Below are 22,685 nucleotides of genomic sequence, written 5' to 3' on the forward strand. Positions count from 1 at the left end.
CTCTCGAGGGGTGGCCGAAGGCCGGGGTGGTTGCTCTTATGTATCTTCTCTGCAAAAAAGCTAAGAATCTATTTCGTTTCAAAAAGCCTAAACAATGAATCAAGCTTTAAATAAAGAAACTTTTATTGCCCACCCATCCTTGGGTGCAGGGGCAACTTATTTTTACTTTGAGGCCGATTTTATAAAAGATAATATCCGCTGCATCCCCATGTGTGCAAGGTTTAAACTAGATGCCGCAGGAATAAAATTCAAGTTGAAAGATTGGTGCAATATCTCCGTAACCGAAAGGAACACAATAGCAGAGTACGACTGTAATACAGTAGATAAATTGAAAAGCTACAAAGCCTACTTGCAGGAACTTATTTTCAGCAACACTGGCATGGAAGCAAAAGAACTCCGCCTAGAAACGACTTTGGAATGGGATGAAACAGATACAATGCCCCCCTCGGTAGTAGAAAAATGCAGTGAATTTTCTATTCCCTTCTCAATAGAAAATTGGAGGCAGCTAAACGAACTTCAACGTTTTGCATTGATAAAACTGAGTAAATCTGCCCATGAAAACAAAAACTTCCCTTTGGCAATGAAGGAGTTTGGGGTAGTATAATGACATGGTAAATGCCGTAGGCATGACAGATTTTGTAGCTCCCGATTTTAATCGGGGGAGGCTTAGAGAGTGTCTCACTCTAAACATAAAAAAAGTTTGCACCCTTTGAGTTAAAACTTTGTGTGCTTTGCGGTTAAATAACAAACATTATGCGGTACGCATTCCAATTTAAAATCAATTTTACAGGCGGCATCGTATCGCCCGGGTATTTGCTGCACCTGATGGATGCCGTGAAGGAAGGTGGCATAGACCATGTGCGCTTTGGCCTTCGCCAGCAATTATTGATAGACGCAACGCACAAGCAGCACGACAAATTGCTGGCTTCTTTGGATAAAAACAAAGTGGTTTATGAATTGAACAAGGATGAATACCCCAATATGGTAAGCTCTTATGCCGGGGCAGATATTTTCCTGAATGACTCTTGGCTACGGGAAGGCACCTACAAAGATATTTTTGATTTGTTTGACTATGCCCCCCGCCTTAAACTGGCTATAACAGACAATAACCAAACCTTTACCCCTTTTTTTACCAGCAATATCAATTGGATTGCTTCGGCCAACAACCATTTTTGGCATTTGTATATCCGTTTCCCCCAAACGGATGTATTGTTCCAATGGCCACTACTGGTATATACCAACGAAATACCCCGCCTTTCCAAAGAGATAGAAAATATTATTTTCCAACAAAAGGAACTTTTTTTTGGCAATAGCAAGGCAGATGGCCAATGGGTGTTTAATACCATAACACAAAAACTAAAGTATATCAGCAAACCTGTGGAAGAGGCCTTGCACCTACCCGCTTTTAACTTGCCTTATTACGAAGGGTTTACGCATTATGGCAATAAAACCTGGCTGGGCATTTACCGCAGGGATGAATTGTTTCCTGTGGATTTTTTAAAAGACATTGCCCTTACTTGCCTCAAAACCAAAACCGGTCAGCTATATACCACCACCTGGAAAAGCATCATTATTAAAAACATTGAAAAGCCAGACAGGAAGGAATGGGACTTTGTGCTGAACAAGCACCGCATCAACGTTCGCCATGCCGCCAACGAACTGGCCTGGCAGGTAGAGGACACTAATGAAGACGGGCTATACATCAAAAGGATGGTTACCCGTGAACTGGACAAGCAGGACGTACGCACTTTTGGGCTTTGTTTTGGGGTAAACACACAGCCAGAAAGCAGTATGTTTGGTTCTGTCATTATCCAGCGGCGATTTTCAGTTATACGCAATTTGGTTAAAGCCTTGGATAAATATGATATTTTATATACGGATGGGTTCAACCCAAATTCCAAAGAGTACATCACTTTTAGGGCAGGCATACATAAGGAGCATATAAGCACCTATTTGGTTTCAATAAGCAAGCAATTTTATGAGCTTGAAAACCAACGTCAAAAGGATGCTTCTGCCACTTACCAGTTGCAGCAAAAGAGCGTTGAAAATATTGTTGAGAAATATGTTTACCAGTGCTGCAGTTGTCTGACTGTATATGATGAAACACTAGGAGAAAATGAAAATGGCATTGCCCTAGGCTCTGCATTTGAGGGGCTGCCCGATAGTTATTGCTGCCCTTTGTGTGAGTCGCCAAAAATTAATTTCAAGCAAATTAACCAATCCATACTTGGCTTACAAGCTGTTTAAATCGCTTTCGGCATTGTAGTTTTTAAAATGCTGCGCCCATGCTTCCGGCAAATCAAAACATTTGGTATCCATTTTTGAAAGTATATATTTCATGCTAAACCTTTCCAATTGCTGCTGGCGGTATAAGCCATCTATTTTTGCCAGGCCGCCAGCAGTATAAACGCCGCATAACGGTTCCATGCTACCATTGTTGGTAAAAACAAAAGCATCCCCGGTTTCTGTTTTGCTTTTGCCAATCAGGTAGGCTATCATTATAGGTTGCATCAACAACATATCGCAGGCCAGCACAAACAAATCTTCCTGTGGGAATTGGAGGTGGGCAGAAAAAATACCCTTCATAGGGCCCCCGATGCCGAGGGTTTCATCTAGTATAATTGTGCCAGTCTCAAAAATTTTGTTATACAAATCAAACTGCTCTGCCCTTATGGATATAAAAACCTGCATATCGGCACTCGATAATATGTCCGCAGCGTTTGCCGCCCATGTTTTCGATTGGTGCAGCAATAGCCCCTTATCTGCTCCCATCCTTATGCTTTTGCCGCCGCAAGTAACTATGCCTATCATTTTTGTATAAAATTAAGGATGTGGCTAATATCAGGCTGAAAATCTACATTCCTTATTAAAGATTTCTAGCTTTGATGCATAATGGCAAATTAGCACATAAAACCCGTAACTTAACTTACCTTTGCAACCATTTTAAAAAATACAAGCTACAAGTCGCTGGTTTAAGGTTAACAATATTAGTAGCCAGCAACTTGCAATAAGAACATAAGCTATGGGCGATAAATACAAAGAATTTTCGGGGCTAAACCTGCCAGCAATAGAGAAAGAGATACTGGCTACTTGGGATGAAAAAGGTTCATTTGAAAAAAGCGTTTCCATCAGGGAAGGGGCTACGCCATTCGTGTTTTACGAAGGACCGCCCAGTGCCAACGGTATGCCGGGCATACACCATGTTATTTCAAGGACGTTGAAAGACTTGGTGTGCCGCTACAAGACCATGCAGGGCTTCCAAGTAAAACGCAAAGGCGGTTGGGATACCCATGGCCTACCAGTAGAACTAGGCGTGGAAAAAGAACTAGGCATAACAAAAGAAGACATTGGCAAAAAAATAAGCGTAGAAGAATACAACCAAAAATGCCGGGAAGCCGTGCTGCGCTACAAAGACAAGTGGGACGATATTACCCGCAAAATGGGCTATTGGGTTGACTTGAATAATCCCTATATCACTTTTGAGAACAACTATATAGAAAGCCTTTGGTGGATACTAAGTGAGCTATACAAAAAAGGGTTGCTTTACGAAAGCGTGAGCATACAGCCCTACAGCCCTGCGGCTGGCACAGGCTTGAGTAGCCATGAACTGAACCAACCTGGTACTTACAAGGATGTAAAGGATACAAGTGCGGTGGCGATGTTTAAGGCGGTAAAAAGCGAACAATCACAATTTTTATTTGATTCTGCTGCAAGCGACGAAGTATTCTTTATGGCTTGGACTACCACCCCTTGGACTTTGCCATCCAATCTAGGGCTGACTGTTGGGCCAAATATTGATTATGTATTGGTTAAAACTTTTAATCCATATACACACCTGCCTATAAACATCATCCTTGCAAAAAACTTATTGGCAAAATATGTAAAGGCAGAAGGTGAAAATGGGGATTTTGAAGCATACGAAGACGGAGACAAATTAATACCCTGGCAGATATTAGCTGAATTTAGAGGCAAAGGCCTTGAAGGCATCCGTTACGAACAACTCATGCCCTACGAAGTCAACACCTCTGAAATAGCTGGTGGAGACCCATTTCGTGTGTTGTGCGATAGTTTTGTTACAACGGAAGATGGTACAGGCATTGTACACACTGCCCCTGCATTTGGTGCAGATGACTATAAAGTAGGCAAAAAATACGGCATCGGCATACTGACCATGGTGGATAAGCAAGGCAAGTTTGTAGAAGGCCTTGGCGAGTTTAGTGGTAGGTATGTAAAAAACTACAAAGATGACCCTAGCTATGTGGATGTGAACGTGGACATCTGCGTGAAGCTGAAACAGGAAAACAGGGCTTTTAAAATAGAAAAATACGAACACAGCTACCCGCATTGCTGGCGCACGGATAAGCCTATATTGTATTACCCATTGGATGCCTGGTTTATCAAAACCACAGACCCTGTGGTAAAGCAAAGGATGATAGACCTTAACAAAACCATTAACTGGAAGCCCAAAAGCACAGGCGAAGGCCGGTTTGGCAACTGGCTTGAAAACATGGTGGACTGGAACCTTAGCCGCAGCCGCTTTTGGGGCACTCCATTGCCTATCTGGAAAACAGAAGATGGCAGCGAGCAAAAATGTATTGGCAGCATTGGGGAATTAATGTCCGAAGCTGAAAAAGCTAAAGCAATCTTGGGTGATGCCATCAATCAAAATCTATCTACTGCAAACCTCGATTTACATAAACCTTTTGTAGATGAAATTACCTTGGTTTCTTCTACAGGCGAACCTATGAAACGTGTCTCCGACCTAATAGACGTTTGGTTCGATAGTGGTGCCATGCCTTATGCGCAGCAGCATTTCCCTTTTGAAAACAAGGAATTGTTCTCGCAAAGCTACCCTGCCGATTTTATAGCTGAAGGTGTAGATCAAACAAGGGGTTGGTTCTATACTTTACATGCTATTGGTTCATTAATAAAAGAAAGCGTAGAGGAAGAACTGAAAAAAGCAGGATTGCCTACCGATAAGGTAGATGGAAGGGCTTATAAAACTGTGGTTAGCAATGGTTTGGTGCTGGACAAGAACGGCAATAAAATGAGCAAACGCTTGGGCAATGTGGTGAACCCATTTGATACCATAGAAAAATATGGTGCAGATGCTACCCGCTGGTATTTGATTACCAATGCAAGCCCTTGGGACAACCTTAAATTTGACCTCGCAGGCATACAGGAAGTGCAGCGCAAGTTTTTTGGAACATTATACAATACCTACCAGTTTTTTGTTTTATATGCTAATGTAGATGGTTTTGCTTTTAAGGAAGCCTATATACCACTGGAGCAAAGGCCAGAAATAGACCGCTGGATATTATCATCGCTGAATACTTTGATAAAAGAAGTAACCGCAGCCATGGACGACTACGAGCCTACGCAAGCTGGCCGCTTGATGGAGGAATTTGTGGACGAGCATTTGAGCAACTGGTATGTGCGCCTTTGCCGCCGCCGTTTTTGGAAAGGCGAGTATGAGGGCGATAAAATAGCCGCCTACCAAACCCTGTATGAATGCTTGGAAACATTGACACGGTTGATAGCACCTATTTCCCCATTTTTTAGCGATGCGGTGTTCAAAAACCTGAACGCCATTACCCACCGCTTTGACGTGGAAAGCGTGCACCATGTTTTATTCCCCACCAGCAATGCTGCCGCTATTGATACCGATTTGGAGGAAAGGATGCAACTAGCACAAGACACATCCTCGCTTATATTGTCAATCCGCAAAAAGGTAAACATCAAGGTTCGCCAGCCATTGCAAAAAGTAATGGTGCCCGTGCTTAACCCCAAGATGAAAGTGCAACTGGAGAAAATAGAAGACCTGATTAAAGCCGAGGTAAACATAAAGGAGTTCCAATACATTACGGAAACCGAAGGCGTAATAAAGAAAAAAGTAAAGGCTAACTTTAAAGCATTGGGCACTAGGATGGGGGCCAAGATGAAAGCAGTGAGCTCATTGATTGCCAATTTGTCACAGCACGAAATCAATACCCTTGAAAAAGAGGGTAGCCTTGCTTTATTGCTATATGGGGAAGCAATCAACCTACTTCCAACTGATGTGGAAATAACCGCAGAGGACATACCAGGATGGAGCGTTGCCAGCAAAGGCAGCCTCACCGTGGCTTTGGACATTGTAATATCAGACGAATTGCAGAGCGAAGGCAATGCTAGGGAGCTGGTAAACAGGATACAAAACATACGAAAAGAGGGCGGATTTGAGCTTACAGACCGTATTTTCGTACAATTGGTGGATAACTTAGTATTAAAAGCAAGTATTGAGCAATTTAAAGAATATATTTGCCGCGAAATTTTGGCAGACAGCATAGACTGGATGCCCACAATAAAAGCAGGCACTGAAATTGAAGTAAATGATACATTGCTGACTATTTCAGTAACAAAAAAATGATATTTAAAGAATGGCGACTAGTAAAGTAGTGAAGAGTTCAACAGGGTACAATGCGGCGAATAAGCCAATTGCTGAACCGCAAGAGAAATCGAACATACCGATTAAAGCAAAGCCTGTTGCCGCAAAACCAGAAAGAAAGGCCGACCCTTTGAAAGAAGTGAAGCTGCCGAAAATTATTACGAAAACAAGTGTACCATATAACCCAGATTATGTGCCCATGGAAAAAAGAGTAGACGCTCCCAAGACAAATTCGCCGCTGGTGAAATATAGCGATGCCGACCTGAACGAGTTCAGGGACATCATCAACAAGAAAATGGATACAGCCAAGAAAGAATTGGCTTACCTGCAAGGCTTGATTACCCGCAAAGACGAAATGGGCGGCGACAACGACGATGCCCGCTACATGACCATGGAAGACGGCAGCATGAGCATGGAGCGCGAACAGCTTAGCCAAATGGCCAGCCGTCAGATAAGTTATATAGACCACTTGGAAAAAGCCATCATGCGTATTGAAAATAAAACTTATGGTGTGTGCAGGGTTACAGGCAAGTTGATAGACAAAGCAAGGCTAAAAGCGGTGCCACATGCCACGCTAAGCCTTGAAGCTAAACTTGGCCTGGTAAAACCTAGTGGCGATTAGTATATTTTATTGATTGATAAAGTACTTTATTGTAGAGCCTATTCCTTCTAAAAAAGGATAGGCTTTTTGTGTTTTGGTTGGCATTGAGTAAATGGTTAGCAGGAGTACTATAAGTGAAGCCCTGAAATATTTTACTATCAGGCATTTTTTTACCGCATAGGCAAATAGCACACATAGTTTTTGTAAGGTGCTTCGCTTGCATAAGGCCACATAGTCTTGCAAAAAAGCAAATTTTCTTGCGAAAAGAAAGCTATTTTGCCCTAAACAGATAAATGGTATTTCCCAATCCCACACAGTGCCAAAATCCTATATGGGGGAAATTTGGGATACTCATGGGGGAAAATTTCCCCCATATAGGATTGTCATGTTGTTCTTTATACATATCCATCCCAACTTTGCATTAAAACAGGAACTAGCCACCTTAGCTTTAGCTCTTAATCGGATGGTAGTTGGTTTTGGAAAATGATAATTCACTATCAAAATCTTATCAGTTTCTTATCAATAAACTATCATTTTACTATCAATAAACTATCATTCTATTATCAATAAGGTATCATAAAATTCACTTAAATTATAATAAAAAATGAGGCTAAAAAAACATAAACAATTGAATATGAATGAGTTATAGGCAAAAAAGGAAATTAGCAAAAAAATAAACCAGCGAAAAACAAAAAATAGCCCAGTTGAAATATTCGCTTAAGTCTTCAATTTCCCCTGCCCAAAAGGTTTTGTAGGGCGGTATTGAATTATTCAGCAAGGCAAAATGTTAGCATTTGGCAGCTTGTTTAAAAAACGTGCGGGCCTACCCAGCGACCTGCCAGCATTAATTCTTGGGCATTAAAAAAGCCCAGAACCCGCGTCCGACGCGTATTCTAGGCTTATATATGGTGGTGTGAGCCGAAACAAAATTGTTTTACTGTATTTAACTGTTAGCGTTAAACACGGCTAAAAGAAATGGGTTTGAAGGTCAAGTGCTTTACCATGCTTAACTATTGGAGTTAAACACGACAAAGCAAAAAGGTCTACTGGTAGGCTCGAAATGAGAATAATACCAGGGTAACAACGAATTAGTAGCCAGGTGGATGGACATAAAACTTTTGGAATAAGACAGCCACTCGTTGGTAAAAATGAAGGTGACTGAGAAGGGGTCTAAAAACCACATTCCAGTAAACTCAAAAAAAAGCACAAATTTTTTTTCTAAAAAAAGGGTATATGCTTTTTTTATTATCCTCTCTAATAATAGAAAACATGATCAACAACGATAAATATATTACTTATACGCTTGAAGATTTCATCTGGGATGATGATTTCCGGCAATGGGTGCTTGCGCCTGACTATCAAAGTATAACTTTTTGGGAAGGCTGGTTGAAAAAATACCCTGAAAGAAAATTGATAATCAATCAGGCAAGGGAAGTGCTGCTGCAATTACGTTTGGAGGAAACTCAATTGAGCGAAAAGCAAAAGCAACGGATGGTATCCAATGTGCTTACCGCAATAGCTGTGCCTGTATTGAACGTGGTTGCCTCTCCTCGCCAGCAAGCTTACAATAAAAAAACCATTGGAACTTACATAAAATATGTTTTTGGCATAGCAGCAGCCTTGCTTATTGGCGTGGCAGCTGTTTGGATGGTAACAAAAGACACAAATACACAGGATTTATATACCTATTCTTCATTAGTAAAAAAATCAGCTAACTCACTCTCTGAAACTATCAATGTATCTGCTGTTCCTTTGGTGTTTAGGCTTGACGATGGCAGCAAGGTAACCTTGGAGAAAGGCGCAAAAATAAGCTATGCCCCAGCCATGGGCAGCCTAGCCAAAAGGGAAGTTTACCTAAGCGGCGAAGCATTTTTTGAAGTAACAAAAAACCCCTTGAAGCCTTTTGTGGTGTATTCTAATGGCTTGGTTACCAAAGTGCTAGGCACAAGTTTTAGGATAAAAGCAGATGAAGGGGCGAAAGACGTAACCGTGGAAGTGCATACTGGAAAGGTTTGGATAAGCAAAATGAAGGTAACCACCGATGTAAAAGGGCCTGAAATAAATGGGGTAGTGCTTGTGCCCAACCAGCAAGTGGTTTTTGACAAGCAAGTAGAGAATTTGCAGGTAAGCGTAGTTGCAAACCCACAGCCCGTCAATGCGGCGGACAGGGAAGCACAGGCGATGGAGTTTAAGGACGAAACGGTTTCTAAAGTGCTTTTTAAACTTAGCAAATTTTATGGGATTGATATTGTGTACGACACCACGGTGCTAAATAAATACCCCATCACCACCAGTTTTACCGATGAAACACTTTTTGAACGCCTGAATGTGATATGCACGGTAATAGGGGCAAAATACATCAATCAAAATGGACAGATAATAGTAACAACAACCCCTAAATAAAATGACTGGATAATATTATTGGATATGGATACAAGCTTGCCTAATTTTTTATATGCTTCGGATGGCCGCTAACCACCTGTTTTAATTTTTATTGTAACGATTTCTTAATACACGCTTTATGAAAATGATGCCCTTGCCAACGATGGAACAGGCTACCTGTCCTAATAAAAAAGCTTCCATTAAATTGTCTTTTTTAGCTAAGTTGGTGTTTTTTTTCTTATTAACCTACAGTTTTAATAGTGCATTTGCAGCTAATACCTACACATGGATTGGATCTAGCGGTACGGTTAGCAATCCTTCTGGTGGTTTATATACCACTGCCGGCAATTGGTCTGTATCAAGGGGTACTCCTGCTGCAACCGATATTTTGGTAATCAACCCATCATCTGCCATTACTATTACTGGTGTTCCATCCGAAACAATTGACCAGTTGCAGATTGGCGGGAACAACAAGGTTACTTTAGTGCCTACGGCATCTTCCAATGCCTTAACGTTAAATACTTCCATGACAATCGGTTCTGGAAGCACGCTAGATGTAGGGGCTATTAAAATTGTTCAAGGAACAAGCTTTACCCCGTTTGGCAGCGGGGCGCTTTTAACGCAATGTACTTCTACTACACCTTTGCCAACAGGCAAAACATGGACATTTGATATTACCTATAATGGTACTGCTGCCCAAACAATAGTGAATGGCACATACAACACGAAACTTGTCATTAACAATACGGCAGGTACTGCATCCACGTTAAAATCCAGTGCAACCGTTACTGGTGTGCTTACGCTTACAAGCGGGGTTATTACACTTGGGACTAATAACCTAACCATAAGTGCATCGGGGTCTGTATCGGGAGGTTCCAGCAGCAGCTATGCAGATGCAAGCAGTACGGGGCGTTTCATCAAAAATTCGCTTAGCACTACTGCTGTGCTTTTCCCAATAGGTACATCCACCAGCTATGCACCATTGTCTATAAAAAATACAGGCGGCAATTCTAACATTTCCGCAGGGGTTCAGTCCGCAATTACCAATGCACCGTTTAATAGTGCAGGGGTTTTTAACTTGCAATGGTCTGTATTGGGCGGCACGGCCACTACTTCTAATATCACATTCCAGTTTAACGGGGCAGATTTCCCAAGCAGTTATACGCAAGCCGCTGCTGAATTGGGCAATTATTACCAGACAAACACGTACTACACAGCAACACAGCTAGGCACCCCTGCTGGCAGTAACCCTTATACCTTAAGTGCTACAGGGCTTAATGTAACTACCAGCGGTACCAACTATTATGTGGTAGGCAATAGTGGTGCAGTAGTGGCTTCTTCCATTACCTATACTTGGATTGGTGGCACATCTGGCAGCTATGCCACCCCTGCAAACTGGTCGCCAACAAGGAATGTACCAGCAACAGGTGATGTTTTGCAAATAAACCAATCCTCACCAACTACCATTAGCAATGTGCCAACAGAATCTATTACAACGCTGTCTATTGGTGGATCCAGCACAGTAACGCTTGTGCCAGCTACCACTGGCAATACGCTTACTATTGGCACTTCGCTTGCTGTTAATCCCACCAATACATTGGATTTGGGTACTATACAATTGGCAGGTTCATTTGTAAATTCAGGTACTGGTACAGTTTTGATTGGCAATACCACATCCACGCCGGTACCTGCCAGCAAAACTTGGACATCTATCGTTAGTTACGACGGCAGCAGTAGCCAAACAGTAAGCGGGGGGAGCTATAATGGCGGCTTGACTATCAGTAATTCAGCAGGCTGTAGCCTAGGCGGTTCTGTATCTATTGGAAGTGGCGTTAGCCTTACCCTTACGAACGGTGTACTTACTTTGGGGGCTTATAATTTAACATTGGGTTCCACATCCACGCTATCTGGCGGCAGCAGCAGCAGTTATGTAAATGCAAGCAGCACGGGGCGGTATATCAAGAACAATGTAAGCACATCTAGCTTTGTTACTTTCCCTGTGGGTACAGCAACAAGTTATGCGCCTTTAACTATAAAAAATGGTACTTCTAATGTAGCCATGACGGTTGGTGTACAATCTACCCTTACAAACGCACCGTATAATAGTGCAGGTGTTTTCAACCTTCAATGGTCTGTTTTGGGCAGTGCTGCCACTAGTGCTGCTATCACATTCCAAGCCAACGGGTCAGATTTTCCAAGTACATATACCCCGGCAGCGGCAGAGGTAGGCAATTACCAAAGTTTTTACATTGCATCACAAGTAGGCACACCAACGGGGAGCAACCCTTACATATTTAGTGCAACAACACTTAATGTACCCAGTAGCGGCACTAACTTGTATGTAGTAGGCAATAGCGGGGCAGTAGTGGCTTCGTCTATCACCTATACCTGGATTGGCGGCACATCTGGCAGCTATGCCACGCCTGCAAACTGGTCGCCAACAAGGAATACCCCCGCCACAGGGGATATTTTACAAATAAACCCATCTTCACCAACTACTGTTACTAATGTTCCAACAGAATCTATTACAACACTGTCCATTGGTGGGTCTAGCACCGTAACACTTTCGCCTGCTACTGCAGGCAATATACTTACCATCGGAAGTAGCCTAGCTATTAGCAATACGTTGGACTTGGGTACGATTGCCCTTGCAGGTAATTTCACTAATTCTGGAACGGGTACTTTGCTTGTTGGCAATACTTCATCCACGCCCATACCTACTGGGAAAACATGGACATCTATTGTTAGTTATGACGGCAGCAGTAGCCAAACAGTAAGTAATGGCAGTTATAATCTAGGGTTGACCATCAATAATGCAGCAGGTTGTAGCCTTGGCGGTTCTGTTTCCATAGGAAGTAGTGCCAGCCTTACACTTACAAATGGTGTACTTGCTTTGGGGGCTTATAATTTAACCCTGGGTTCTACATCCACGCTATCTGGCGGCAGCAGCAGCAGTTATGTAAATGCAAGTAGCACAGGGCGGTATATTAAGAATAATGTAAGCACATCTAGCTTTGTTACTTTCCCTGTGGGCACAGCAACAAGCTATGCGCCTTTATCTATAAAAAATAGTGCATCTTCTATCAACATGACGGTTGGTGTGCAATCTACGCTTACAAACGCACCGTATAATAGTGCAGGTGTATTCAACTTGCAATGGTCGGTATTGGCAAGCTCCACAGCTACTTCCACTATTACTTTCCAAGCAAATGGATCAGATTATCCCGGTGGCACCTATACGCCTGCCGCCGCTGAATTGGGCAATTACCAAACTTACTACTTTGCTACTCAATTAGGCACGCCTTCGGGAAGCAACCCTTATACATTAACCGCAACGCTTTCTGTACCTAGCAGCGGCACTAACTATTATGTAGTAGGCAATAGCGGTGCTGTAGTGGCTTCTTCCATTACCTATACATGGAGTGGTGGCACATCTGGCAGCTACACAACCGCCAGCAACTGGACACCTGCAAGGAATACACCAGCCACTGGGGATGTTTTGCAAATAAACCCATCATCCCCAACTACCATTACGAATGTGCCATCTGAAACCATCACAAGTTTGTCCATTGGTGGGTCAAGCACCACAACGCTTACACCAGCCACTACTGGCAATACACTTACCATAGGCAGCACTTTAGTTGTAAGCACAGGCAATGCATTGGACTTGGGTACTATAGCACTTACAGGTTCTTTTGTTAATTCAGGCACGGGTACTTTGCTTATTGGCAATACCTCTGCCACGCCAGTACCTGCCAGCAAAACATGGGCATCCGTTATTAGTTATGATGGCAGTAGTAGCCAAACAGTAAGCAATGGCAGTTATAATGGGGGCTTGATAATCAATAATGCAGGCTGTACTTTGGGTGGCTCCGTATCTATTGGAAGCGGTGTTAGCCTTACGCTTACTAGTGGTGTACTTGCTTTGGGGACAAATAATTTGACTTTGGGTTCTACATCCACGCTTACAGGCGGCAGCAGTAGCAGTTATGTAAATGCAAGCAGCGCTGGGCGGTTTATCAGGAATGCAGTGGGTAATACATCAGTCCTATTCCCAATAGGCACAGCAACTAGTTATGCGCCTTTAACCATCAAGAATACAGGCGGCGGCGCCAATATGACCACTGGCGTGCAATCTACTTTAACCAATGCCCCTTACAATGCCGCAGGCGTTTTCAACCTGCAATGGTCTGTACTAGGTAGTGCAGCCACTACTTCTAATATCACTTTCCAGTTCAACGCTGCCGATTTCCCTGGGGGCAGCTATACGCCTGCCGCAGCAGAGGTAGGCAATTACCAAACCTTTTATACTACTTCGCAATTGGGTACGCCAACAGGTAGCAACCCATATAGCCTAGCAGCTACTGGTCTTTCTATGCCTGCCAGCGGCACTAACTATTATGTGGTAGGCAATAGCGGGGCGGTAGTGGCTTCTTCAATCACCTATACTTGGGCTGGTGGCACTAATGGCAGCTATACTACCGCCAGCAATTGGTCGCCAACAAGGAATAGCACCGCCACAGGCGATATTTTGCAAATAAACCCATCATCGCCTACAACAATAACGAATGTTCCAGTGGAATCTATTTCTGGGCTTTCCATCAATGGTTCAAGCACGGTAACGCTTGCTCCAGCCACAACAGGCAACACGCTTACTATTGGCAGCACTTTGGTTGTGAATACAGGCAACACTTTGGACTTGGGTACTGTTCAATTGGCTGGGTCATTTGTAAACTCAGGTACAGGTACAATATTAATTGGCAATACATCTACCACGCCAACACCTACGGGGAAAACATGGACATCCGTAGTTAGTTATGAAGGCAGCGGTAGTCAAACAGTAACTGCTGGCAGCTACAATGGTGGCTTGACCATCAATAATGCAGCAGGTTGTACTTTAGGCGGTTCTGTTTCTATTGGCAATGGCGTCAGCTTTACGCTTACAAGCGGTGTGCTTGCGCTAAGTACCAATAACCTTACGTTGGGTTCTACGTCAATACTAACTGGCGGCAGCAGCAGCAGTTATGTAAATGCAAGCAGCACAGGTAAGTTTATCAGGAATGCGGTAGGCAGCACGGCCTTGCTTTTCCCGATAGGCACTGCCAGCAGTTACGCCCCATTAAGCATTAAAAATACAGGTGCTGGCTCTAATATATCTGCTAACATACAATCTACTTTTACACATGCACCGTATGACAATACAGGCGTTTTCAACTTGCAATGGCTGGTTTTAAGCAGTGTGGCTACAACTTCTACGATTGTGTTCCAGTTTAATGGCTCAGATTTCCCAAGTACTTATACACCTGCTGCTGCTGAACTGGGTGTTTACCAAACAGCTTATGCAGCCACCAATTATGGCACGCCAGCAGGTAGCAACCCTTATACTTTAACTGCATCTGGGCTTGCAGTGCCTACTAGCGGCAGCAACTATTATGTAATAGGCAATATAGGTAAAGTGGTGAATCCTAATTATGTATGGAATGGTAGTGTATCTACCGATTATACCGTGGCTGCCAACTGGACACCCGTTAGGAACTCGCCATCTACTGTTGACGTTTTGCATGTCAACCCCGCTTCGCCAGTAAGCATTACCAATGTGCCAACAGAAACAATCGACCAGTTGCAGATTGGTGGTAGCAGCACTGCTACTTTGGTGCCAGCCGTTGCTACTAATTCGCTTACCATTGCTACATCCCTTACTATTAATTCAGGCAATACATTAGATGTAGGGGCTTTGAAACTGGCAGGTACGTTTACACCTGCGGGAACAGGGGCTTTGCTCACTGCTTCTACTTCGGTTACCCCAATACCAACCAGTAAAACCTGGACATTTGATGTAACTTATGACGGCACAACTGCACAAACAATATCCAATGGCACCTACAATGCTAAGCTAGGGATTAACAATGCAGCAGGTGCTACCCTAAAGGCAAGCACAACTGTTACGGGAACATTAGTACTTACAAATGGCATCATTACATTAAGCACTTTTAACCTTACCGTAAGTGCCACAGGGTCTATAACAGGTGGTTCTGCCAGTAGCTATGTATATGGCAACAGTACGGGGGTGTTTACAAGAAACAGTGTAGGCAATACTGCAACGCTGTTCCCAATAGGCACTGCTACAAGCTATGCCCCGTTAACGATTACGAATACAACTGGCACATCTAATTTGACTACAACTGTAATAAACACTTTCGCCAATCAACCCGGCGATACCACGCAAGTAATAAAGCTACAATGGAGCGTATTGGGCAGTGCAGTAACAACCGCTACCATTAAGTATCAGTTTAATACGGCCGATTTCCCAAGTGCTTACACGGTTTCTTCATCCGAATTGGGTACTTATAAAACCTCTTATACAACTACTGACCTCGGAACACCAACAGGCAGCAACCCATACAATGCTACAGCCACTGGGCTATCTATCCCAACAAGCGGCAGCAACTATTATGTGATAGGCAACACTGGCAACATAGTGGTAACGGCTACCACATGGACGGGAGCCGTAAGCACAGCGTGGGCCACGGCTGGCAACTGGAGCAACGGCGTGCCTTCATCCAACCTTGACGTGGTGATAGCTTCGGCAAGCAAATCGCCGATACTTGCAGCCAGCCAAAGCGTGAAGAACCTGACCATCAACAGTGGGGCAATATTTACCCTTAATACTGGCGTTACATTATCGCCAACATTAAACATAACCAACAATGGTATCATCAGTGGCGCAGGTACTTTGGTACTAGGCAGCACATCGCCACAAACATATACTGGCACAGGCACAGTGGCTAGCTTCACATTGAACAATAGCAATGGCCTTTCTATTGCCAATGGCAATAAACTGAACATCACAGGCGTGTTGACCCTTCAAAGCGGCACGTTGACCACCAATGGGAATGTGGTGTTCAAGTCCAACGGCATTGCCAGCAGTGGAACGCTTGCCCCGGTAAACGCAAGCGGCAACACGGGCAGCATCAGCGGCACGGTAACCGTTGAAAGGTATATACCCAAAGGCTACCGCAGCTACAGGGATATTGCCCCAGGCGTTTACGGCGCAGGCAACACCATCTTCAACACATGGCAGGAAAATGGCAGCTACACCAGCGGCTCTGGCATGTTCATTACTGGCGGCAGCAAGGACCCCAACACCACGAACATGGTCAACAGGATAAACCTTGGCTCCGGCTTCGACAGTAGCCTTAGCGCTGCAAGGACAGCCTACACTTACACCGCAGGGGTATGGGCAAACATACCCAACACCTACTTGTCACTGAACCCTTACCAAGGGTACAGGCTAATGGTAAGGGGCGACAGGAGCTTCAACTTGTACACCACGCCTACGGACAACACGCCATTAGGCTTCTTGATGTACAACGACACCCGCCTTCGTGCAAGCGGCACATTGATAACAGGCAACGTGGCCTACACAACATCTGGCGTTACAAACAGCGTTTACAACAGTAGCTATGGCCTAAACGGGGCTAATGACACGGCATACAGCTTGGTTGCCAACCCTTATGTAAGCCCTGTTGACTGGGGTTTATTGACAAAAGGCAACCTTTCCAGCTACTACTATTACCTAGATCCAACAATTGGCACAACTGGTACTTATATTGCTTGCAATGCAGCAATAAAGCCTTATATACAGGCAGGGCAGGCTTTCTTTATCCAGAACCTGAAAGGTGCTGGTACTAGCCCAACACTTACGTTCACCGAAAGTGCAAAGGCCTCAAGTTCAACCCACACTGCAGTGTTTGGAAATACCAGCAAGTTGCCAATTGCCCTGCTAAGGGAAGAAACCGCAGGCACGGGTAGCTACCATAAAATGGACGAGGCCAATGTAGTGTTCGATAAATCGTACAGCAATAACTATGGCAACGAGGATGCCCCTAAATTGGCGAACAGCAGCGACAACCTAGCTTTGCAGGAAGGCAACAGCCGTGGCTTGAGTATAGACAGCAGGCAGCCAGCCACAAAGGATGATATTATTACTATACAACTAGGCCAAGTGGCAAAAGCCCACTACCAGTTGCGCATAGAAACAACAAGCTATAGCAGTAACGGCCTTCCACCTTATGTTTACGATGCTTATACAAAAACCTACACCCCATTAAACAGTGCAGTGAACACGATAAATTTTGCGGTTGATAATACAGTTGCCGCCAGCTATGCAAATAGGTTCAGCATTGTGTTTAAGTCAACAGTATTGGCAGTAAACAGCATCACGGCTACTGCAACATTGAAAGATGGCGCAGCAACAATAAGCTGGAACACAGTAGGCGAAAACAAAGTAGCTGATTACACAGTAGAAAAATCAACCGATGGCAGAACATATACAAATATCGGCACGGAATCAGCCAAGAACACAGCAACGGCAAGCTACAGCTATGTTGATAATAGTATAAATGGCACTACTTACTACCGCATCAAAGCCACAAGCATTGACGGTAGCACTGCCTACAGCAACGCAGTAACCCTTACGCCTTATGCCTTACACCTTACGCCTTACACCTTGTATCCAAACCCACTCATTGGCAAAGTACTGAACGTAAAGCTGGAAAACGTAGCTGCAGGCAAATACACTGTGAGCATCTACAACAGCCTTGGGCAGAAAGTGCATAGCGAAACAGTAAGCCACGCAGGTGGCAATGCAACACATGGATTAAGCATCACTGAAAAACTGGCTAATGGGGTTTACAATGTAGCCATTAGTTCAGCAAGCAGCAAGCAAGTGGTTTATAATGCAAGTATAACGGTGCAGTAAAACAACATGCTGCCACCCACCCCAAAGTAGGCGGTTTCGCCTAAACTTTGCGCCTTTGAGCGAAGCGTTTTACCTTTTGTTTGCATCCTTTGCGCCTTCTTCGCGTAAATAGCTCTGCGCACTTTGCGGTTAAGCCCTTCGCTCCAATTAAAATAAGGCAAGTTATAAGTTGGGTACTTTGTAGTTTTAGGGGTTGGGGTTCAGGGGCGGAGGGGTTGGTTTGGTATTATTTGCCATAATTTTGAAAGATAAAACGAAGGACGATTGGCCATACTGAGGAAAATAGTAGAAGAACAAAGGGATCAGGTATTCATTTGGCAGGATATGCTGCTGGGCGATAAAAAAGCCCTGGAGCTAATCATGAATGGGTATATGGACATGCTGTACAACTATGGCATGAGGTTTTGCACAGACACCAATTTGATAGAAGACTGCATACAAGATTTGTTTATAGGTATATGGCAGCGGCGAGATTATTTAAGCACTTCAGTGAGCATAAAGCCATACCTGTTTTCTTCCCTCAGGAGGTTGGTTATCCGAAAAGTAAAAATATCTAGGAAAGCGGCATTTACTGCTTTTAATGACGACACCAACGAGTTCCATTTTGAATTTTCCATAGAAAAGAAAATAATGGAGTTTGAGGAAACAAGGGCAGTAGCCCAAAAAATAAAACTATTGGTAGATGGCCTGCCCAAGCGGCAAAAAGAAATCATCTACCTGAAATTTTTCGAGAACCTAAACAGGGACGAGATTGCAGAAATCATGCAAATTAGCCCGCAAGCTGTTTCAAACCTCCTTCAGAAAGCCTTGGGCAGCCTACGTTCCAACAACGACATTTTGCCATTGCTTATGCTGATGCTTATTTGCACGGGTGCTTTAAAAGCATAACTTTCTGTTTACTACAATCTATACCATATAAAAAAAAACCGCCTTATTCATTATGGCGGTTTTTTTATATGGTAAAACACATTTCTTACCTCGTAACAGCTATACCTTTTTAGGCGCTTTGCTATAACCTATCTTAAACCCCCACCGACATTCAGGGAAGCACTAAGGACTGTTGGGGCGGTTGCTACAAGTCGTTGGGAGTGCTGCCGAAGCTTCGGGAGCAACTTCCCCAAATGGTTGGGGAAAGAGCTACGGATAGTTGGAAGTGAGCTAGGGAGGGTTGGTGGTAAGTGGCAGATCTTAAAAAATATGCGGCGATACACTTATTTTTGAATGATTGGTGTAATGGGAGTTGCGTGTATTTATAAGTTGTGTATCATTTTAGAAAAACAAAAGATGAAAAGATTTTTTACAATTTTAGCTTTTATAATAACAGCAAAATCTCATTCTCAAAACTCTGACACAATTAGACTTTCAGATTTTAAATTATGTGAGTTGACAATTGACATCATTAAACAAAAAGACTCGTGCCTAAAGCAAACCAAAGTAGAAGAAATGAATTTGTGTTCTGATGGCTTCGTACAAGATAGCAGATTTGAAAATCGAATTGGATATGAAAGTGCATTATATCCTGGGGTTGTTTTTCAAAAGTATGAAGCAGGGAATAATACAATAGCCAAAATTCATTTAACAAAAAAATTTAAGGGCTATCTTCCTAATGGAGACTATATTGATATGAAATGTTTAAAAGCTAAAGATATTCTAAAAAAATATGACAGTTTAAATTCTTGGACTTCACGTGGCTGTTCAGACTACTGGGGAATTATTGACAATAAACAAATATATTACTATGTAAAAATCAACAAAGACAGAAAACCACAATATCCTGTTGACGAAAAATATTATTCTGAACAACTAATTGAAGGAATAGATATAATTGCTGACTGTTATGCTTACAACAAAGCCAAGACAAAGGAAGCGAAGCCAATATTTATTTTAGAAGGGAAAGAAGTTACAGAAGAGTCAATAAAAGATATAAAACAAGACGATGTCGAATCAATAAATGTCATCAAAGACCAAAATGCAATTAATAAATATGGAGAAAAAAAAGGAAAAAATGGTGTCATTGAAATTTTCCTAAAAAAGAAGAAATAAAAACAAACGCACAACAAACGCACAACATTAGGTTTGCGTTATTGGTGCTAGATGAATATATCCTCAACATTTGTTCTTTATTGTGCTTCAGTTTCCCCGCTACCGCACGTTGCTTAAAAAAAGTGATGCTACCGCCCGCTCCCAACGTTTGGGAGTACTCCCGCTGGTTGGGGGGAACGCTACGAGGAGTTGGGGTAAGGGCTACGAACCTTTGGGAATCCTCCCAACAGTTGCGGACAGTACTACGAACAGTTGGGAGGACGCTCCAACTGTTCGTAGTACTCCCAATAATGGGGTGCGTTGCCCCAAATGGTTGGGGAAAGCGCTACGGATAGTTGGAAGTGGGCTAGGGAGGGTTGGTGCAGGGCAAACGCATCAAAATACTTTTTGCTCGAATCTTCGAGTTTCACACCAGTCCTGGCATAAGCCACCTTATTTTATCCGGTTTTGGCACAGCCAAAATTGAAAAAAATGCGTAGCATATTTTTTTCAAAGGATAAAATAGAGTGGCATTGCCTGGACGAAGCCCGCCGGCTATGAGGCAAAAGGATTAAAAAGTGGCATTTTTGAATTAAATAGGCGATTAGGCCTAAAATAAATTTAGATGCGTTTGCCCTGAGGGTTGGTGGTAAGTGGCATATCTTAAAAAATAATGTACAAATATTTAAAACATACGACAATACAGCTATTTTTGAATTGGCTGACGCAATGTGAGTTGCGCATATTTATGAGTTGGCAGAAATGCGCAATCACCGTTCCCAAAATTGAAATTTGGACAATTTCTGCTAAATTTGTACCATGAAATTTGTAGACATAACCAATGATATAGCATTTAGAAAAATTTTCGGGAATGATAACAAGAAAAAATCCTTGATTTCATTCCTTAATGCAGTTATTGACTTGCCCAAAAATGAACAAGTAATTGATGTTGAAATTACAAACCCTTACCAGTTAGGCAAATTGAGTGGTGGGAAAGCTACTATTGTTGACGTAAAAGCAAAAGATGAGAAAGGGAACATTTTTATTGTGGAAATGCAAGTTGCCGAGTTTGACTTTTTTCATAAAAGGATACTCTATTACACTTCACAAAGCTATGTTTCCCAAATTGAAAAAGGGGTTCATTATGACAAATTGAAACCAGTATACTTTATAGGGATACTTGAGTTTGAAATAGGAAAAAGTACGAATTACCATAGTAGGCACAAGGTTTTAGATGTTGAGACTAAGGAGCAAGTTATACAAGATGTTGAATTTAATTTTATTGAGTTGCCTAAGTTTACTAAAACGATTGACCAGTTAGAAACGAGTATAGACCAGTGGACTTATTTTATCAAAAATGCCGAAAACTTGACAGTCATCCCCGGAAATGTAAAAGACGAAGGTTTGAAGGAAGCCTACACAGAGGCAGACAGGCAAAACTGGACAACGCAAGAATTGGAAGACTACGAAAGGGCATCAATAAAAGAAAGAGACGAACAAGGTAGAATTGAATTTGCAGAGAAAAGGACTAAAATTGAAGTTGTAAAACAGGCAAAATTAATGGGACTTTCCATTTTGGACATCTCAAAATTGACAGGCCTTACCTACGAAGAAATTGAAAGCCTCTAATAATGCAATTCTGCCAACATCCGTATTTGCAATATGGATGGCTTAACGGAACTCACTCGGCTTTTATCCCTTTTTTTAGCTTTTGTTCCGGCCGATCATACAATATTGGGCAGTAGTTAATATATTTGAACTTTAAGAGCAGGTATTTGGCTTTAGTTATCGGCTGACCCAGCGCTATTTTCAGCCACATACGCAAATACCGACTAGTTGTCGGCCATTTTCCGCACCATACTTTTGTAACAATCAGCGACAAACAAAACACATGTGCACTATATAAGACAGGGGAAATAGGACACAGCAAAACTGGGTCGACAATCCCAAACAGTAGACAAAGGCAACTTGGCAAAACCTACGGCCACAACCTGACCAAGCACTTTGGGGAACAAAAATCGGTCACTGGTTGACACAGCTAGCAGCTTAACAAAGTCCCTCCCGTCTCCCCTGTCCCCAACCTATATGGGGGAATTTGGGGATGCTCATGGGGGAAATATGCCCCCATATAGGATTTTACTTTTGGACTACCGCCGACTGTAGACTAATTTACGCCAGTTTAGCAACAGACGGACTTGGCAACCTAAAATGAATCACTTTTAATACATCTTAAATCATCATTGATACACGATAAATCCACATTGATACACAATAAATCATCATTAAATCACCATTAAATCACGGTAAACCCCTCGTCAATAATGAATAAAACAAATGTATATCAATGAGTTACATCAAATAAACAACCTGAAAAATTAAAAATTGGAAAAAATAACCCTGAAAAGAACACAAAAGGAGGCTTTAGGCCCAGCTAGCGCATGTGCCTTAAAAAGGGATGCTACCGCACGCCTGTGGCCACTAGTGTTCGAAACATA

At 42.8% G+C, this 22,685-nt stretch carries 10 protein-coding genes; 9 read left to right on the top strand and 1 reads right to left on the bottom strand.

Features of this window, described 5'->3' with window-relative positions:
- The first annotated feature begins 94 nt into the window (after positions 1 to 94).
- Together ACHFIY_RS06750 and ACHFIY_RS06755 are read left to right on the top strand one after the other, a co-directional pair.
- Positions 95 to 604 carry a nitrate reductase associated protein gene (locus ACHFIY_RS06750; protein WP_410845307.1) on the top strand — a complete coding sequence of 170 codons (510 nt, stop codon included), beginning with the start codon at positions 95 to 97 and terminating at the stop codon, positions 602 to 604.
- A 149-nt stretch (positions 605 to 753) separates the two neighbouring features.
- Positions 754 to 2,247: a rubredoxin gene (locus tag ACHFIY_RS06755; RefSeq protein ID WP_410845308.1), complete on the top strand. Its 1,494-nt coding sequence runs from the start codon at positions 754 to 756 to the stop codon at positions 2,245 to 2,247.
- On the opposite strand, the gene ACHFIY_RS06760 is transcribed toward ACHFIY_RS06755, so the two are convergent.
- Positions 2,233 to 2,811 carry a molybdenum cofactor guanylyltransferase gene (locus ACHFIY_RS06760; RefSeq protein ID WP_410845309.1) on the bottom strand — a complete coding sequence of 193 codons (579 nt, stop codon included), beginning with the start codon at positions 2,809 to 2,811 and terminating at the stop codon, positions 2,233 to 2,235. The two genes, ACHFIY_RS06755 and ACHFIY_RS06760, sit on opposite strands and share 15 nt — an antisense overlap.
- A gap of 211 nt (positions 2,812 to 3,022) precedes the next feature.
- Between ACHFIY_RS06760 and ileS the strand changes: the two genes are divergently transcribed.
- The 7 genes from ileS (at position 3,023) to ACHFIY_RS06795 (ending at position 21,819) form a co-directional block, all read left to right on the top strand.
- The gene (gene ileS, locus ACHFIY_RS06765) at positions 3,023 to 6,406 is read left to right on the top strand and encodes an isoleucine--tRNA ligase (RefSeq protein WP_410845310.1); all 3,384 of its coding nucleotides are present in this window, start codon (positions 3,023 to 3,025) and stop codon (positions 6,404 to 6,406) included.
- Between the two features lie 10 nt (positions 6,407 to 6,416).
- Positions 6,417 to 7,046 (top strand): TraR/DksA family transcriptional regulator, encoded by a 630-nt coding sequence (locus tag ACHFIY_RS06770; RefSeq protein ID WP_410845311.1) that lies wholly within the window; start codon positions 6,417 to 6,419, stop codon positions 7,044 to 7,046.
- Positions 7,047 to 8,258: 1,212 nt separating this feature from the next.
- Positions 8,259 to 9,428, top strand: coding sequence for a FecR family protein (locus tag ACHFIY_RS06775; protein ID WP_410845312.1), 1,170 nt, complete (start codon positions 8,259 to 8,261; stop codon positions 9,426 to 9,428).
- Positions 9,429 to 9,546: 118 nt separating this feature from the next.
- Positions 9,547 to 18,168, top strand: a complete 8,622-nt coding sequence (locus ACHFIY_RS06780) for a DUF8693 domain-containing protein (protein WP_410845313.1) — start codon at positions 9,547 to 9,549, stop codon at positions 18,166 to 18,168.
- Between the two features lie 264 nt (positions 18,169 to 18,432).
- On the top strand, positions 18,433 to 19,056 hold the full coding sequence (locus ACHFIY_RS06785; protein ID WP_410845314.1) for an RNA polymerase sigma factor: 624 nt from the start codon (positions 18,433 to 18,435) through the stop codon (positions 19,054 to 19,056).
- Between the two features lie 333 nt (positions 19,057 to 19,389).
- Positions 19,390 to 20,211: a hypothetical protein gene (locus tag ACHFIY_RS06790; RefSeq protein WP_410845315.1), complete on the top strand. Its 822-nt coding sequence runs from the start codon at positions 19,390 to 19,392 to the stop codon at positions 20,209 to 20,211.
- 798 nt (positions 20,212 to 21,009) lie between these two features.
- A complete protein-coding gene (locus ACHFIY_RS06795; RefSeq protein ID WP_410845316.1) occupies positions 21,010 to 21,819 on the top strand; it encodes an Rpn family recombination-promoting nuclease/putative transposase in 810 nt (269 codons plus the stop codon).
- The last annotated feature ends 866 nt before the right edge of the window (positions 21,820 to 22,685 follow it).

Origin of the sequence: Parasediminibacterium schistidii, from assembly GCF_046546515.1 — a bacterium.
Taxonomy (GTDB): domain Bacteria; phylum Bacteroidota; class Bacteroidia; order Chitinophagales; family Chitinophagaceae; genus Parasediminibacterium.

Bases quoted from the DNA above. Each gene is read 5' to 3' on its own strand.
- ACHFIY_RS06750 (WP_410845307.1), top strand. From the start codon at position 95: ATGAATCAAGCTTTAAATAAAGAAACTTTTATTGCCCACCCATCCTTG.
- ACHFIY_RS06755 (WP_410845308.1), top strand. From the start codon at position 754: ATGCGGTACGCATTCCAATTTAAAATCAATTTTACAGGCGGCATCGTA.
- ACHFIY_RS06760 (WP_410845309.1), bottom strand. From the start codon at position 2,811: ATGATAGGCATAGTTACTTGCGGCGGCAAAAGCATAAGGATGGGAGCA.
- ileS (WP_410845310.1), top strand. From the start codon at position 3,023: ATGGGCGATAAATACAAAGAATTTTCGGGGCTAAACCTGCCAGCAATA.
- ACHFIY_RS06770 (WP_410845311.1), top strand. From the start codon at position 6,417: ATGGCGACTAGTAAAGTAGTGAAGAGTTCAACAGGGTACAATGCGGCG.
- ACHFIY_RS06775 (WP_410845312.1), top strand. From the start codon at position 8,259: ATGCTTTTTTTATTATCCTCTCTAATAATAGAAAACATGATCAACAAC.
- ACHFIY_RS06780 (WP_410845313.1), top strand. From the start codon at position 9,547: ATGAAAATGATGCCCTTGCCAACGATGGAACAGGCTACCTGTCCTAAT.
- ACHFIY_RS06790 (WP_410845315.1), top strand. From the start codon at position 19,390: ATGATTGGTGTAATGGGAGTTGCGTGTATTTATAAGTTGTGTATCATT.
- ACHFIY_RS06795 (WP_410845316.1), top strand. From the start codon at position 21,010: ATGAAATTTGTAGACATAACCAATGATATAGCATTTAGAAAAATTTTC.